The 15,536-nt window shown below is 60.1% G+C and carries 17 protein-coding genes; 4 read left to right on the plus strand and 13 right to left on the minus strand.

Annotated elements, in window-relative coordinates; genetic code table 11:
• Positions 1–5 precede the first annotated feature (5 nt).
• From accD to FHX03_RS32710, 8 genes are all read right to left on the minus strand, one after another.
• Complete coding sequence (gene accD / locus FHX03_RS32675) at positions 6–911, minus strand: acetyl-CoA carboxylase, carboxyltransferase subunit beta (RefSeq protein WP_097625111.1); 906 nt, start codon at positions 909–911, stop codon at positions 6–8.
• A 132-nt stretch (positions 912–1,043) separates the two neighbouring features.
• On the minus strand, positions 1,044–1,883 hold the full coding sequence (trpA, locus tag FHX03_RS32680; protein ID WP_183778526.1) for a tryptophan synthase subunit alpha: 840 nt from the start codon (positions 1,881–1,883) through the stop codon (positions 1,044–1,046).
• 3 nt (positions 1,884–1,886) lie between these two features.
• Entirely contained in the window at positions 1,887–3,107 is a 1,221-nt protein-coding gene (trpB, locus tag FHX03_RS32685; protein WP_183857313.1) for a tryptophan synthase subunit beta, read from the minus strand.
• A 2-nt stretch (positions 3,108–3,109) separates the two neighbouring features.
• Positions 3,110–3,778, minus strand: a complete 669-nt coding sequence (locus tag FHX03_RS32690) for a phosphoribosylanthranilate isomerase (protein WP_097625108.1) — start codon at positions 3,776–3,778, stop codon at positions 3,110–3,112.
• Positions 3,779–3,982: 204 nt separating this feature from the next.
• A complete protein-coding gene (locus FHX03_RS32695; RefSeq protein ID WP_097625107.1) occupies positions 3,983–4,741 on the minus strand; it encodes a M48 family metallopeptidase in 759 nt (252 codons plus the stop codon).
• Positions 4,742–4,828: 87 nt separating this feature from the next.
• Positions 4,829–5,263: a DUF2852 domain-containing protein gene (locus FHX03_RS32700; RefSeq protein WP_003571403.1), complete on the minus strand. Its 435-nt coding sequence runs from the start codon at positions 5,261–5,263 to the stop codon at positions 4,829–4,831.
• A gap of 145 nt (positions 5,264–5,408) precedes the next feature.
• A complete protein-coding gene (locus FHX03_RS32705; RefSeq protein ID WP_097625106.1) occupies positions 5,409–6,686 on the minus strand; it encodes a polyhydroxyalkanoate depolymerase in 1,278 nt (425 codons plus the stop codon).
• 201 nt (positions 6,687–6,887) lie between these two features.
• Positions 6,888–7,730, minus strand: coding sequence for a fumarylacetoacetate hydrolase family protein (locus FHX03_RS32710; RefSeq protein ID WP_097625105.1), 843 nt, complete (start codon positions 7,728–7,730; stop codon positions 6,888–6,890).
• 253 nt (positions 7,731–7,983) lie between these two features.
• Between FHX03_RS32710 and FHX03_RS32715 the strand changes: the two genes are divergently transcribed.
• Complete coding sequence (locus tag FHX03_RS32715; RefSeq protein ID WP_097625104.1) at positions 7,984–8,268, plus strand: DUF2218 domain-containing protein; 285 nt, start codon at positions 7,984–7,986, stop codon at positions 8,266–8,268.
• A 40-nt stretch (positions 8,269–8,308) separates the two neighbouring features.
• Entirely contained in the window at positions 8,309–8,908 is a 600-nt protein-coding gene (locus FHX03_RS32720) for a nitroreductase family protein (RefSeq protein ID WP_183857315.1), read from the plus strand.
• Positions 8,909–8,974: 66 nt separating this feature from the next.
• Here the strand turns inward: FHX03_RS32720 and gyrB are convergent, their stop codons facing one another.
• From gyrB to FHX03_RS32745, 5 genes are all read right to left on the minus strand, one after another.
• Positions 8,975–11,410, minus strand: coding sequence for a DNA topoisomerase (ATP-hydrolyzing) subunit B (gyrB, locus tag FHX03_RS32725; protein ID WP_183857317.1), 2,436 nt, complete (start codon positions 11,408–11,410; stop codon positions 8,975–8,977).
• A gap of 135 nt (positions 11,411–11,545) precedes the next feature.
• The gene (locus FHX03_RS32730; RefSeq protein WP_012559396.1) at positions 11,546–11,923 is read right to left on the minus strand and encodes a helix-turn-helix domain-containing protein; all 378 of its coding nucleotides are present in this window, start codon (positions 11,921–11,923) and stop codon (positions 11,546–11,548) included.
• Positions 11,920–12,489, minus strand: a complete 570-nt coding sequence (locus tag FHX03_RS32735) for a Smr/MutS family protein (protein ID WP_097625102.1) — start codon at positions 12,487–12,489, stop codon at positions 11,920–11,922. Before FHX03_RS32735 ends, FHX03_RS32730 begins: the two co-directional genes overlap by 4 nt.
• Positions 12,489–13,607 (minus strand): murein transglycosylase A, encoded by a 1,119-nt coding sequence (locus tag FHX03_RS32740; protein ID WP_183857319.1) that lies wholly within the window; start codon positions 13,605–13,607, stop codon positions 12,489–12,491. Before FHX03_RS32740 ends, FHX03_RS32735 begins: the two co-directional genes overlap by 1 nt.
• Positions 13,600–14,304: a Tim44/TimA family putative adaptor protein gene (locus FHX03_RS32745; RefSeq protein WP_097625100.1), complete on the minus strand. Its 705-nt coding sequence runs from the start codon at positions 14,302–14,304 to the stop codon at positions 13,600–13,602. The genes FHX03_RS32740 and FHX03_RS32745 overlap by 8 nt, the downstream gene beginning before the upstream one ends.
• 131 nt (positions 14,305–14,435) lie before the next feature.
• On the opposite strand from FHX03_RS32745, the gene FHX03_RS32750 reads away from it, so the two are divergent.
• Both FHX03_RS32750 and secB read left to right on the plus strand, forming a co-directional pair.
• Entirely contained in the window at positions 14,436–14,942 is a 507-nt protein-coding gene (locus FHX03_RS32750; RefSeq protein ID WP_183857321.1) for an FxsA family protein, read from the plus strand.
• A gap of 101 nt (positions 14,943–15,043) precedes the next feature.
• Positions 15,044–15,526 (plus strand): protein-export chaperone SecB, encoded by a 483-nt coding sequence (secB, locus tag FHX03_RS32755; RefSeq protein WP_003589527.1) that lies wholly within the window; start codon positions 15,044–15,046, stop codon positions 15,524–15,526.
• Positions 15,527–15,536: the final 10 nt, after the last annotated feature.

Consider the following 15,536-nt stretch of genomic DNA (forward strand, 5'->3'; position numbering starts at 1 on the left):
GGTTATCAGGCGCTCGCCGCCAGGGCGATCGTACCGCTATTCATGTCGTTCGCCGCTGACACCGGCTTCTTCGTCAGAATCTTCAGAACGCGCGCCAGCGTTTCCGGGATATCGTGACGTTTGACGACCATATCGACCATACCATGCTCCAGCAGATATTCGGAGGTCTGGAAGCCTTCGGGCAGTTTTTCGCGCAAGGTCTGCTCGATGACGCGCTTGCCGGCAAAGCCGATTTCGGCGCCCGGTTCCGCCAGATGAATATCGCCGAGCATGGCATAGGAGGCCGTGACGCCGCCTGTGGTCGGATTGGTCAGGACGACGATATAAGGCTGACCGGATTCCTTCAGCAGGTCAACGGCAACCGTCGTGCGCGGCAGCTGCATCAGCGACAGGATGCCTTCCTGCATGCGCGCGCCGCCGGAGGCGGGGAACATCACCAGCGGGCACTTTTCAGACGTCGCACGCTCGAAAGCCTTGACGATGGCCTCGCCGGCAGCCATGCCGAGCGAACCGCCGATAAAGTTGAATTCGTGCACGACCGCCACGAGCTTCAGTCCCTGCACCTTCCCGAGCCCGGCGAGGATGGTATCCTCCTGTTCGGTCTTCAGGCGGCTGTCGCGCAGGCGATCGCTATATTTCTTCGAATCGCGGAACTTCAGCGGGTCCTGGGCGACCTTCGGCTGCGGCAGCGATTCATATTCGCCATTGTCGAACAGATCTGCCAAGCGGGCCTTGGCCGGCATCTTCATGTGATAGCCGGAGGCCGGAATGACCCATTTGTTGCCTTCCAGATCCTTGTGGAAGACCATCTCGCCGGTTTCCGGGCACTTGATCCAGAGGTTCTCCGGCACTTCGCGACGGCCCAGCATGGAATTGATCCGCGGGCGAACGTAGTTGGTGATCCAGTTCAACTCGAATACTCCTGATTGACTAAAGCCCGTCACGATCTTTCAGATCGCTTGCCACGCTTTCGGTCTTTGTGTTCCCGCATGTCGTTGCCGCCAAACCGCTGTGCAACATGCTTTGACGCCAATGTGGGAAAACTATTCGGCAGCAACAAGGCGCGCCGAACGTGTTCCCGTGGAAAGGCCGCGCACCAGCGTGGCAACAGCCTGAACCGTGTCCGCCGTTGCCTTGCCGTCACTCGTCAGGCTGGTCGCGACCTGATTGACGATGGCGGTGCCGACGACGACGCCATCGGCCGAACCGCCGATGACCTTAGCATGTTCCGCCGTCTTGACGCCGAAGCCGACGCAGACGGGCAGTTGGGTGTGCTGCTTGATGCGTTCGACCGCGCCCGAAACCAGCGATGGATCCGGCAGCGCCGAACCGGTGATGCCGTTCATCGAGACGTAGTAGACGAAGCCGGAGGTATTCTTCAAAACCTTCGGCAGGCGCTTCTCATCCGTCGTCGGCGTCGCCAGGCGGATGAAATTGATGCCTTTGCGGATCGCCGGGATGCAGAGTTCGTCGTCCATTTCAGGCGGCAGATCGACGACGATCAGGCCGTCAATGCCGGCAGCAATCGCATCGTCGAGGAATTTCTCGACGCCGTAAATATAGATCGGATTGTAGTAGCCCATCATCACGATCGGCGTGGCGTCGTTGGTCTTGCGGAAATCGGCCGCCAGCTGCAGCGTCTTCTTCAGCGTCTGGCCGCCTTTCAGCGCACGCTGACCGGCGAGCTGGATCGCCGGGCCGTCGGCCATCGGATCGGAAAAGGGCATGCCGAGTTCGATTATGTCGGAGCCCGCCTCCGGCAGCGCCTTCATGATGCCGAGAGAGGTATCGTAGTCAGGATCGCCGCCCATGAAATAGGTCACAAGCGCCGGACGGCCCTCGGCCTTCAGCTCGGCAAAGCGTTTGTCCATGCGTGCGGTCATGTCTTACAGTCCCATTCCCAGAATCTTGCCGACGGTGAAGATATCCTTGTCGCCGCGGCCGGAGAGGTTCATCAGGATGATCTCGTCCTTGCCCATCGTCGGTGCGCGCTTGATCACCTCGGCAATCGCATGCGCGGCCTCGAGCGCCGGGATAATGCCTTCGAGGCGGGTCAGGGTCTGGAAGGCCTCGAGCGCTTCGTGATCCATGATCGGTACATAATCGACGCGGCCGATATCGCTGAGCCAGGAATGTTCGGGGCCGATGCCGGGATAATCGAGACCGGCCGAAATCGAATGGCCATCCTTGATCTGGCCGTCGCCATCCTGCAGCAGATAGGTGCGGTTGCCGTGCAGCACACCCGGCGAACCGGCGGTGATCGACGCGCAATGTTCGTCGCCCTGCAGGCCCTTGCCGCCGGCTTCGACGCCGACGATCTTCACTGTCGGATCATCGAGGAAAGGATGGAAAATGCCGATCGCGTTCGAACCGCCGCCGACGGCAGCGATGACGAGATCCGGCAGGCGGCCTTCGGCTGCCAGCATCTGCTCTTTCGCTTCGGTGCCGATCACCGACTGAAAATCGCGGACCATCTCCGGATAGGGATGCGGACCCGCCGCCGTTCCGATCAGGTAGTAGGTATCCTCGACATTGGTGACCCAGTCGCGGAGCGCCTCGTTCATCGCATCTTTCAGCGTGCCGCTGCCGGCCGTCACCGGCTTCACTTCCGCGCCGAGCAGCTTCATGCGGAAAACATTCGGCGCCTGACGCTCGACGTCGGTGGCGCCCATATAGACCACGCAGGGCAGGCCGAAGCGGGCGGCAACGGTGGCGGAGGCAACTCCATGCTGGCCGGCGCCGGTTTCGGCGATGATCCGGGTCTTGCCCATGCGCTTGGCAAGCAGGATCTGGCCGATGCAGTTGTTGATCTTGTGCGAGCCGGTATGGTTCAGCTCCTCACGCTTGAAATAGATCTTCGCGCCGCCGAGTTCGGCCGTAAGCCGCTCGGCGAAATAGAGCGGGCTCGGGCGGCCGATATAATGGGCGCCGAGATGCTTCAATTCGGCCTGGAATGCCGGATCGTTCTTCGCCCTGTCCCATTCGTCCTGCAGATCGAGGATCAGCGGCATCAACGTTTCGGCAACGAAACGACCGCCATAGATGCCGAAGCGGCCGTCTTCATCAGGCCCGGAACGGAAGGAATTCGGTTTAGGCGTCTCGTTCACTCTCAACTCCCTGAGGCCATGACAGGCGCATCCGCCTCGTCGACCGCATCGAAAAATTCATCGATCATTGCGACGTTCTTCACGCCAGGCGCAGTTTCGACGCCCGAGGAGACGTCGATACCACGTGCCTTGGTATTCGCCAGCGCATCAGCGACATTGTTCTTGTTCAGACCGCCTGACAGCATGTAGTCGATGCTGCCGTCGAGCCAGCTCAGAAGGCTCCAGTCGAAGGAAATGCCGTTACCACCCGGCAATTCGGAACCCTTCGGCGCTTTTGCATCGAAGAGGAAACGATCGGCGATGCCGATATAGGCCTCGACGCGTTTCAGATCGTCGGCGGTGCGCACCGAAAATACCTTCATGACCGGCAGACCGTAGAGCGCCTTTATGGTCAGCACATGTTCGGGGCTCTCATTGCCGTGGAGCTGCAGGATATCCGGCTTCAACAGCGAGACGATCTCGTCCAGTTCGTCATTGCTGGGATCGACGACGACGGCGACGATCTTCGCTTTGCCACGCGCGGGCTCGGCAAGTTTTGCCGCCAGGTCCGGCTCGATATAACGTGGGCTCTTTTCGAAGAAAATAAAACCGATATGGGTCGCGCCGCGCGTCAGCGCGCGATCGACAGCATCAGGCGTCGTCAAGCCGCAGATCTTGATATCCGGTCTCATGGCAGCGAAGTGACACGAAACGCGGCAAGAGTCGAGCCAATTTGCATGGAAAGCTGTATTTAGAGCGGCCTTCGGCAGAAGCGCTTAGCGATCTTTCAGGTTCGCTCCTCGCGCTTTAGCCCTTTGTTTTTACGCATGTCGTTTGCGGCAAAAGCGCTCAGCGCTTGCCTGGCAAAACCGCTGCACACTTTTGCGCGACATGCTCTAATCGAAATCAATGGCGTGCAGCTGGCTGCCATGCCGCTTCAGCCAGGATTTCGCTTCGTCCATCCCGGGGCAAAGCTTCCGGCAGAGCGCCCAGAAGTGCGGGCCGTGGTTCATTTCCTTGAGATGGGCGACCTCATGCGCGGCGAGATAATCGATCACCGAGGGCGGCGCCATAACGATGCGCCAGGAAAAGCTCAAATTTCCCTCCGACGAGCACGAGCCCCAACGGCTGCGCGTGTCCTTCATCGAGATCGAGCGGATCGGCGCCCGGATCGTTCCGGCATGCATCGTCGCGAGCTTCACCAGCTCTGCGCGCGCCTCCTTCTTGAGAAAGGCCGCGATGCGCCGTCCGATATGTTCCTCCATGCCGCTGACGCGCAGCACCGGTCTGCCGTCTATCGAAACCGCCTCCGTCAGCCCGCGCAAGCTGCCGGTATGCTGGATGCGATGGGAAACGCCGCGAAAAAGAATTTCGCCGCCGTCGCGAAGGCCGGCATCGGTCGAAAACTTGGCAAGTTTGGTCAGCAGCCAACCCTGGTGCCGATCGAGAAAGGCATTGACCTCGCGCGCCGCAAGACCCTTCGGCACTGTCATCTTCAAGGCCCGGCCGCCCGGCTCGATGCGCAAGGTGATGCGGGTCGCCCGGTCATGCTGCTTGATGGTCAACGGCATCAGCCGGCCGGCCACCTCAAGCGTCCGCGTTTCGGGCGGCGCCGGTTTCCGCGCTTTCGGCCTTGTCTTCAGAAGCGAGAACATGGGTGTTTTCTATCCGATTCGCCGAGGGAGCGGACATAGAAAAACCGGCATCGGAAGATGCCGGTCATCAATTCAGCGCTCAGGCCTTCAAGGCGTCTGGTATTCAGCGACCGGGCCATTGTCGTCACGCTTGGCGTTCTTGCGGTCACGCATGAAGCGATCGAACTCTTCCTGGTCCTTGGCGCGGCGAAGTTCGCGCATGTAGGCGTCGAATTCCTCGCGCATTTCATCGAGCTTGCGGCGCTCTTCCTCGATCCGGTCGATCTCGGCCTTGCGCCAGTCGTCGAAGGCGACGTTGCCGGTCGAGAAATGCGGGCGGTGACGGCCGTTCGAGCGGCGGCAGGAGGCAAAGAAGCCATCGGTCGCCTGGTTGACGTCACGCTTGAAGCCGCGCAGACGGTCGCCGAAGATGATGTAGGCAAGCATGGCAAGACCCAGAGGCCAGAAAACCATGAAGCCGAGAATCATCAGGGCAATGGTAGCCGGAGTCCAATCCGGTCGAAGCAATGCTGACTGGTTCATCGTGCGGGTATCCCTCGCTTTCCACGTCCGGCAGGATACCGAACGCTGAAATCGATGTGGTTACCGCAATAACCACCTTCAAGACGATTGCCCGTGAAATCGGACAAGGCCTTGAATCCATTTTGCTAATTCAGCCATGCCTGATTTAGGCTGTCCGCCCGCCCTTGATGACACGCGGAACCGGAGGCTTCACGGCAGAACGGGAATGCTGGCGGACGAAATCGAGGATACGCGGCGCGATCTCGCGGCGGAACCGCGAGCCGTTGAAAACACCATAATGGCCGACATCCGGCTGCAGGTAATGCATGCGCATATCTTCGGGAATGTTGACGCAGATGGTCTGCGCCGCCTTGGTCTGGCCGACCCCCGATATATCGTCATTCTCACCTTCGACGGTCAGAAGCGCCACTTTGCGGATCGCTGCCGGATCGACGCGTTTGCCGCGATGCATCAATTCGCCCTTCGGCAGGGAATGCTTGATGAAGACCTCCTCGACCGTCTGCAGGTAGAATTCGGCGGTCAGATCCATGACGGCGAGATATTCGTCGTAGAAATCGCGATGCTTTTCCGGTTCGCCGTCGTTCTTCACGAGATGCATGAAGAATTCCTTGTGCGCGACGAGGTGTCGGTCGAGATTCATCGACATGAATCCCGAAAGCTGCAGGAATCCCGGATAGACCGGGCGCATGAAGCCCGGCTGCGGCCAAGGCACGTTCATGATGACATTGTCGGAGAACCACTGAAGCGACCGCTCCTGTGCGAGCTTGTTGACCGCCGTCGGGTTGATGCGCGTATCGATCGGGCCGCCCATCAGCGTCATCGACGCCGGCGACAGCGGATCATTGGCTTCCTCCATCACCGCAGCCGCAGCCAGCACCGGAACGGAAGGCTGACAAACGGCGATGACATGTGTGTCGTGACCGAGGAAATGCAGCATCTCGATGACGTAATCGACATAGTCGTCGAAATCGAAGGTGCCTTCCGTCATCGGCACCATGCGGGCGTCGATCCAGTCGGTGATGTAGACATCGGCACTCGGCAGCAGCGCCTCCACTGTGCCGCGCAGCAGCGTCGCGTAATGGCCGGACATCGGCGCAACAATCAGAATGCGCGGATCGTTGCCGCGGGCGGCTGGAACATTGCGTGCGAAATGCAGGAGATTGCAGAAGGGCCGCGACCAGACGATCTCTTCGCGGACGGAAACCATCCGATCGCCGATCGTCGTTTGCTTCAGTCCGAATTCCGGCTTGCCGTAACGGCGCGTCGTGCGTTCGAACATTTCGAGGCTTGCCGCCATCGTCCGGCCGAGCGGCGTATGGGAAAACGGGTTCAGCGGATTGGCATAGGCAAATCGCATGATATCGGCCGCGGCGCGAAACGGCGCCATGGCGGCATGGTTCAATTCATAAAGCTGATAAAACAAAGGCGCCACCTTTCTCTATCGAAAAGATGAGGCCGATTGAGCGGCATCGACTCTTTCCGTTACGCGGGCACGTAACGCAGACTAACAGTTTTTTGTTGCACAGCAACATGGACGAACCAGACCCACACAAGAAATGCCGGAGATTTGATCCCCGGCATCATAATCGCCCTGAAAACTTAAGTTTCTCAGCAGGAAGCGTCGTTAACGGTCCGCTACGAAAGTCTGCTTCTGTATGCCGAGACCTTCGATGCCGAGCTCGACCACGTCGCCAGCCTTGAGAAAACGCGGCGGCTTGAGACCCATGCCGACACCCGGAGGCGTGCCGGTCGAGATCACGTCGCCGGGATGCAGCGACATGAACTGACTGAGGTAGGAGACCAGGAAAGCCACCCCGTAAACCATGGTCTTCGACGAACCGTTCTGCATCTTCTGGCCGTTGACCGTCAGCCACATGCCGAGGTTCTGCGGTTCGGGGATTTCGTCCTTGGTCACGAGCCATGGGCCGATCGGGCCAAAGGTGTCGCAGGATTTGCCCTTTGTCCACTGGCCGGACCGCTCGGTTTGGAAAGCGCGCTCGGAAACGTCGTTGGAGACGCAATAACCGGCGACATAATCCAGCGCTTCGGCTTCCGTCACATATTTTGCGGTCTTGCCGATGACGACGCCAAGTTCGACTTCCCAATCGGTCTTTTCCGAACCGCGGGGAATGATGACATCGTCGTTCGGCCCGACGATTGCCGATGTTGCTTTCATGAAGATGATCGGCTCGGGCGGAACGGTGGCGCCAGTTTCGGCAGCATGATCCGAATAATTCAAGCCGATGCAGATGAATTTGCCAGTGCCGGCGACACAGGCGCCAATACGGCCGGGCATAAGTTCCGGAAGGCTCTTCGGATCGATCGCCGCCATCTTCGCAAGACCGGCCGGCGTGATCGCCTCGCCGGCGATATCGGCGACATGACCGGAGAGATCGCGGATCTTGCCATCGGCATCGAGAAGCGCGGGTTTTTCATTGCCTGCTTGGCCAACACGCATCAGCTTCATGGAATTTCCTCCTCATCGAAAACGGATTTGCAGCCACCTATGAACGAATTATTCACCGGTGTCATTACGGCTTTGGCGCGAAGCGGTACGGCTTTCCTCGAATTTAGTCGGATTTCGGCGATGTTTTGCATGTCGTAGACCGCTTTTATGAAGACAGTCTGTGCACCCGAATTGCGACGATGCTGCGCTTGCCAAGCCCATGAAGCAGGAAATATGACTCCCAACCGATCCGAAGATGACGTGGAGTTCGAAAATGCATCTCTCCCAGGCTGTCGTGCGCACGGAACATGCAAGCCGCTATCTACAGCAGCTCTGCAAACACTGGAGTCACAAATTCAGCGTCGATTTCGATCCGAACAAGGGCCGCGTGCCGTTCAGCGAGACGGCAGAGGTGACGTTCACCGCCGATGATGCGGCGCTGACCATGATACTTTCCGTCGCCGACCCCGAACAACAGCTAAGAATGCAGGGTGTCATCGACGATCATCTGAAGCGCTTCGCCTTTCGCGAGGAACTCGACATCGTCTGGACCGACTAACACGAACCCCGATCCAAATTTCTGCCCTCAGGGAATAAGCATGACCAAGAGCAATAGCCGCGAATCCCAATATCCGATCGATCCGATGTTTCTCGACCGCTGGTCACCCCGCGCCTTCACCGGCGAAATTATCGAGGAAGCCCAACTGCTCAGCCTGCTCGATGCCGCCCATTGGGCGCCGTCTTCGTCCAATCACCAGCCCTGGCGTTTTATCTATGCGCTTAAGGGTTCGGAACATTGGGAGAAATTCGTCGCATTGCTCGTCGATGCCAATCAGGAATGGGCCAGGAATGCCTCGGCGCTGATTTTTGTCGTGTCGCGCAGCTTTACCGGCGTTGCCGGTTCCGGCGAGGAGAAACCCAGCTACACCCATTCCTTCGATGCTGGCGCGGCATGGGGCCACCTGTCGCTGCAAGCGCGCCTTTCTGGTTTCTACGCCCATGGCATGGGCGGCATCAAACACCAGGAAATCATGAAGAGCTTCGGCATTCCCGAGGGTTACCGGGTGGAAGCCGGCGTTGCCGTCGGCCGTCTGGCCGACAAGAGCGTTCTTTCCGAACGCAACCAGGCGCGCGAATTCCCCAGTCAGCGCAAACCGCTCGCCGAGGTCGCGTTCAACGGCCGTTTCCTCGCGGATTAATCGCCCCTCACAAGCAAAAGCCCCGCCATCTAGAGACGGCGCGGCTTCTGCTTGGTAAAATAACAATCAGATATCGAGGTTTGCGACGCTCAGTGCGTTGTCCTGGATGAATTCGCGCCGCGGTTCGACTTCGTCACCCATCAGCCGGGCGAAGAGGCCGTCAGCATCAGTGGCGTCGTTGACCTTGACCTGCAGCAGGGAGCGCACGTTGGGATCCAGCGTCGTTTCCCAGAGCTGCTCGGCATTCATCTCACCAAGACCCTTGTAGCGCTGCATGGTCAGGCCCTTGCGGCCGGTTGCAAAGATGGCGTCGAGCAAGGCGCGCGGGCCCGAGATCTCGAGGTCGCCTTCGCGTCGATGCAGGGACGGCGGCGTCTGATAGATTTCCTTGAGCCGTGACGTCAGCTGGTCGATGTGCCGAGCATCCGAGGAGCCGATCAGCGCCATGTCGAGCACGACGATTTCCTTGACGCCGCGGACCATGCGTTCGAGGCGCAGGCCGCCATCGCTGGCCAGATCACCCTGCCAACCGCGTTCGGTTTCCTCGGCGATGATGTCGAGGCGGCTTGCCACCTCGCTCGTCAATGCCTGCGCTCTTGCCCGATCGCTGACGCGTTCGGCATTGAGGGCGCCGGCGATCGCCGCCTGTTCGATGGCCGCGCGATTGTAACGCGAATGGAGATTGTCGAGCAAAGCGCGCATGCGCAACGCGTCGAGGATGACCTCGCGCAGGTCCTGGCCGGTGCGGACTTCGCCGCTGCCGAGTTTCAGAGCCGCATCTTCCAGGCCCTGGCTGATGAGGTATTCCTCCAGCGCCTTTTCGTCCTTCAGATACTGCACCGACTTGCCGCGCGAGACCTTATAGAGTGGCGGCTGGGCGATATAGAGATGGCCGCGCTCGATAAGTTCCGGCATCTGGCGGAAGAAAAAGGTGAGCAGCAGGGTGCGGATATGAGCGCCGTCGACGTCAGCATCCGTCATGATAATAATCTTGTGATAGCGCAGCTTTTCGACGTTGAACTCGTCCTTGCCGATGCCGGTGCCGAGTGCTGTGATCAGCGTGCCGATTTCCTGGCTCGACAGCATCTTGTCGAAACGGGCACGCTCGACATTGAGGATCTTGCCGCGCAACGGCAGGATCGCCTGGTTTTCGCGCGAGCGGCCCTGCTTGGCCGAGCCGCCGGCGGAGTCGCCCTCGACGAGGAAGACCTCCGATTTTGTCGGATCACGCTCTGAGCAGTCGGCGAGCTTGCCGGGCAGCGAGGCGATATCGAGTGCGCCCTTGCGGCGGGTCAATTCGCGGGCCTTGCGGGCCGCTTCGCGCGCCGCCGCTGCCTCGACGACCTTGCCGACCAGAATCTTGGCTTCGCTCGGATGCTCTTCGAACCAGGTGTTCAGCGCCTCGTTAACGAGGCTTTCGACAACCGGACGGACTTCCGAGGAAACCAGCTTATCCTTGGTCTGCGAGGAAAATTTCGGATCAGGCACCTTGACCGAAAGCACCGCCGTCAGGCCTTCGCGGCAATCCTCGCCCTGCAGCGTCACCTTTTCTCTTTTGGTGATGCCGGAACTGTCGGCGTAGGATACGACCTGGCGCGTCAAGGCTGCCCGGAAACCGGCCATATGGGTGCCGCCGTCGCGCTGCGGGATGTTGTTGGTGAAGCAGAGCACATTCTCGTGGTAGCTGTCGTTCCACCACATCGCCACTTCGACGGTGATGCCGTCTTTTTCGCCGCGTATGGCGACCGGCTTGTCGACGAGCGACTTCTTGGCACGGTCGAGATAAGCGACGAAAGCCTCGAGGCCGCCGTCATAACGCAGCTCCTCCTGCTTGATATCGGAATGGCGCTTGTCGGTCAGCAGGATGCGCACGCCCGAGTTCAGGAAGGCGAGTTCGCGCAGGCGATGCTCGAGCGTGCCGTAGTCGAACTCCGTCATGGTGAAAGTATCGGTGCTCGGCATGAAACTCACTTCCGTGCCGGTCTCATTGGGCGCTTCGCCGGTGACCTTGAGCGGCGCATCGGCCACACCATGGGTGAAGCTCATTTCATGGATCTTGCCCTGGCGGCGGATCTTCAGTTTCAGCCAAACGGACAATGCGTTGACGACGGAGACGCCGACGCCGTGCAGACCGCCGGAGACCTTGTAGGAATTCTGGTCGAACTTGCCGCCGGCATGCAGCTGAGTCATGATGACTTCGGCCGCCGATACGCCTTCCCCGGTATGAATATCCGTCGGGATGCCGCGGCCGTTATCGGTGACGGTCACCGAGCCATCCGGATTGAGCGTGACGGTGACGATGTCGGCATGGCCGGCAAGCGCTTCGTCGATCGCGTTGTCGACGACCTCATAGACCATGTGATGAAGGCCGGAGCCATCGTCGGTATCGCCGATATACATGCCGGGACGCTTGCGCACGGCATCAAGGCCCTTCAGAACCTTGATGGAATCTGCGCCATATTCGGTGCTTACGCCGTTTTCCGTCGCGGATGTATCGCTCATTCTGTCGAGATTTTCCCTGTTGTCGTAAAGCTGCGGCGCGCCTTGCGAATCACCGGCTTTCTTCACTCTCGTATATAGGTTTTTTGGACACACTTCCCAATGGCAAGTCCCCTGAACAAGGCATAAAACAGGGGATTATGACGCTTTTCCGTCGCCTTTGACGCCATTTTCGAGAAGAGCGGATAGCCGCCCTATCTCTGCGCTGTCAAGGCTGCGGATCCGCCGCGCCAATCGGTTGGCAAATTCGGTATATTCCGGCGGCAGGCCTGATGTGTCGATGACGACGCGCGGGTCGGAGGAGCGGGCGAGCAGAAACAGTTCCTCGGCCTCATCCCAGATGATGTTGAAATAGCCGGCGATGCGCTGCAGCAGATCGAATGTCGGCAAACCACGCTTGCCATGTTCGAGCGCCGAGAGATAGGCGGGAGAGACATTCAGCGCTTCCGCCATCTCCTTCTGCGAGACACCCTTACGCGCTCTCAGCTTGCGAATCGCCTCTCCGAAAGGGGTCATGGCTTTTCCCCATGCCGCCGCGACAGGCGAATGTAGAGAGCGCCCTCCCCGCCATGATGCTGTGCGGCCGATTCATAAGACGAGATCAGGTAGCGGAATTCCGGCTTCGAGAACCAAAGCGGCACGGCCCGCTTCAGCGCGCCGTCGCTGCCCATCGAGCTGCCTTTGCCGGTGATGACCAGGACATGGCGCATGCCGCGCTCATGGGCGCGCATCAGGAAATCGAGCAGGATGACATGAGCCTCGCTCTGCACCAGCCCATGCAGGTCGATCCGCGCTTCGAGCGCCAGCCGGCCCTTGGCGATCTTGCGCTTGACCGGCTTTTCCAGTGGATGATGCACGCCTGTCGGCGGTTTCGGCGCCGAGGGTGCTGCGTGCTGCGGCGACAGAGGTGCGGCGGATGTCTGCTTTCCTGCCTTCTCCTGTTCGGCCGCCGCTTCGGCTTCGACAAGAAAAGCATCGAGTTCGGTCAATTCACCCGCCTTACCGGGCATCGGCCTTGTGCTGCGGGCAACCTTGCCCCAGAGGATCCTCTCGTCCGCGCTGAGTTTCCGATCCCTGGCCATCAGTCGAATCGTCCGGCGGCAGCTTGGGGAATAAGGATGGCGAAATCGGCATCGTTGCGAACGGTGCCGGCCCTTTCTCCGGCCAGATCCCCCGAGCCGGTGAAGATATCGCCGCGCGCCGGCCCGACGATCGCCGAGCCGGTATCGAGCGCCAGCATCAGCCGGCGGAAGGGCCGGGCGTCATCGAGATGGGTGAGGCTTTCGGAGCGGATGAAGAAGGGAAAGCCGAAGGTATGGATCATCCGGTCGACGGCAAGCGAGCGTCCGGCCAAAAGCGGAACCTTGGCGGCGGCGACTGGACCGGCCTCGGGATCGGCAACGGGCGCTTCCCGGAAGAAGATATAGGAGCGGTTATGCCACAGCACCTCGTCTACGTACTCGGGATTGCGCGCCAGCCAGGCGCGGATCGACTGCATCGAGACGTCGGCGCGAGCGATCTCGCCTCGGTCGATCAGCAGCTTGCCGACCGCCGAGAAAGGATGGCCGGCCTTCGCCGCATAGGTGATGCGACCGATGCGGCCATCGCCGTAACGCAAACGGGCCGCGCCCTGCACATGCACAAAGAAGACGTCGACTTTCGACTTCGCCCAGGCGATTTCAAGACCGCGGCCTTCGAGAAAACCCTGGTCGATGGCGCGGCGATCCGGATAGGCAGCGATGCGGCCATCATGCAGGCGGCCGAAAGCATAGGAATTGTCGAGATCGGCGGGGCGATTGGCATCGTCGAGATCGATCAGATCGTCCGGGCGCCGGTAGAAAGGGAAACGGAAAACCTCGTCCGGCCGCTCCGACACCTCGATATCAGGTTCGTAAAAGGCGGTGACGAAGCCGGGATTGCCATCCTTGCGGCGAATCAGGAAGGGCCGACAATGCGTCTCGAAAAAGGCGCGCGCCGCTGATGGCGATGACGGCGTGAAATCTTCGGCGGCGTGCAGAAGCGGCAGCAGGTCTTCCGAGCTCAGGCCAAGCGATCCGGTGCGGTAGAGTTTGACATCGCTGATCTGGCGGCGGCAGCGCCGCATGACTTCAAAAAGGCCGGAGGGATCGTCATCCTTCCAGCCTTCCAGAGTGTCGAAGCTTACGGCCTGCAGGACGAAGTCCGATGCGTGGTCACTCATGTTCCGATTCGGTCGCCACGAGTTTCCAGTTCGGATCGCGCGAGCGGGTGTCGCGGGCGAAAGTCCAGAGGTCGTTGACCTCGGCGACGTTTTCGGCGTCGCCTTCGATCAGCACGTCCGCTTTGTCGTAAGTGGCCGATATCAGCTGGCTGATGATGCGAACGGTGATCTGCGCTTCGCTGCCCTTCGTCTCCGCATGGGTGATTTCGGCCTTGTCGATGCCGACGAAGGTGGACTTCACTTTCTCGCCCCGGGTTTCGCGCTCGCCGATCGCGGCATCGAAGCCGTCGTATACTTCGCGCGACAGCAGGTTCTTCAGCGTTTTCCGGTCGCCATCGGCATAGGCCATGACGATCATCTCGTAAGCCATGCGGGCGCCATTCAAAAACTCTTTCGGGCTGAAGGCCGGATCGGCCTTGTTCAGCGCGCGCAGCGATTCGTTGAGCGGCGTTCCGGGTGCGGCGAAGGCGTCGATGGCAGCGAAACGATCCTCATCCTCGCTCGTCGCATCGCGGCGCGGCAGCGTCACGACCTTGCCGGCATCGGCGGTTTCGGCCGGAGCCGCATCGCGCGGCGTATAGAGATCGCGCGGCGGCTTCTCATTTCCTGTGCGGCGCCCGAGCACGGAGCGGAGCTGAAAGAAAATCAGCACAGCCGCGACCAGGAAGAATAATGTGATGAAGTCGTTCGAACTCATATCGTATCGCAGCCGCCGTTAACATCTCTGATTTGTACTCCCATATAGTCTGCCTATACAGATGATTCAAATGATGGCTGGCATCTTCGCCAGCGCCAAGAGGAGACCGGCAAGCCCGGGACATCACGACCATGCGTTTTTCGATCCTGCCAGCTTTCATTCTACTGCTGCCGCTCGCCGAAATTGCCGGTTTCGTCGTCGTCGGCCGGGCAATCGGATTGTGGCTGACACTGGCGCTCGTCATGCTGGGCTTCGTTCTCGGGGTGGTTCTGCTGCGCCGGCAGGGCATCGGTATTTTGCGCCGCATGTCGAGCGAAGGACGAAACGGGGTGATGCCGGGCCGCGAGCTGCTGCAGCCGGCGATGAACGTCATCGCGTCGCTGCTGCTGATCGTTCCCGGTTTCATCACGGATGTCATCGCAATCCTGATCCTCATTCCGCCGGTGCGTGATTTCGTCTGGCGGTGGGTCGCCAAACGCTTCGTCACGGTCAACGCCAGGAGCGGCTTTTCCGCCTCCTCGCAACCGGATTTCCGCGACGGCAACCGGAATTCGAAGGTGGTCGACCTCGACGACGAGGACTATCATAGGGAGCCGGACCGCAACTCGCCATGGTCGGGCAAACATCTCGGAGATTGAGGCGCTTCGACCGATCAACGGCGCCAAGCGCTCAGGGTTGTAAGCCCTTCCCTGAAATGTTAGATGGCGGCACCATTCCCATGCCCCTCGAGGAAAAGCCAATGGCAGACGATAACAACACCAACGGTGCGGCCAGCCCCACCCTTTCGATCCTTGCGCAATATACCAAGGACCTCTCCTTCGAAAATCCGGGTGCGCCGCGTTCGCTGCAGGCCCGCGACAAGGCGCCGACGATCAACATCAATGTGAACGTTAACGCCAACCCGCTTTCGGATACGGATTTCGATGTCGTGCTGTCGCTGAATGCCGAAGCCAAGGACGGCGACAAGACGGTGTTCCATACAGAACTCGCTTATGGCGGCGTCTTCCGCGTTGCCGGTTTCCCGCAGGAACACATGCTGCCGGTTCTCTTCATCGAGTGCCCGCGCATGCTCTTCCCCTTCGCCCGTCAGATCATCGCCGACGTCACCCGCAACGGCGGTTTCCCGCCGCTGATGATCGACCCGATCGACTTCACGCAGATGTTCGCCCAGCGCGTTGCCGAAGAACAGGCCCGCGCAAAGGTTGAGGCCGTTCCGAACTGATCGGATCTTT

Origin of the sequence: Rhizobium sp. BK456, assembly GCF_014194045.1 — a bacterium.
Lineage (GTDB): Bacteria > Pseudomonadota > Alphaproteobacteria > Rhizobiales > Rhizobiaceae > Rhizobium > Rhizobium redzepovicii.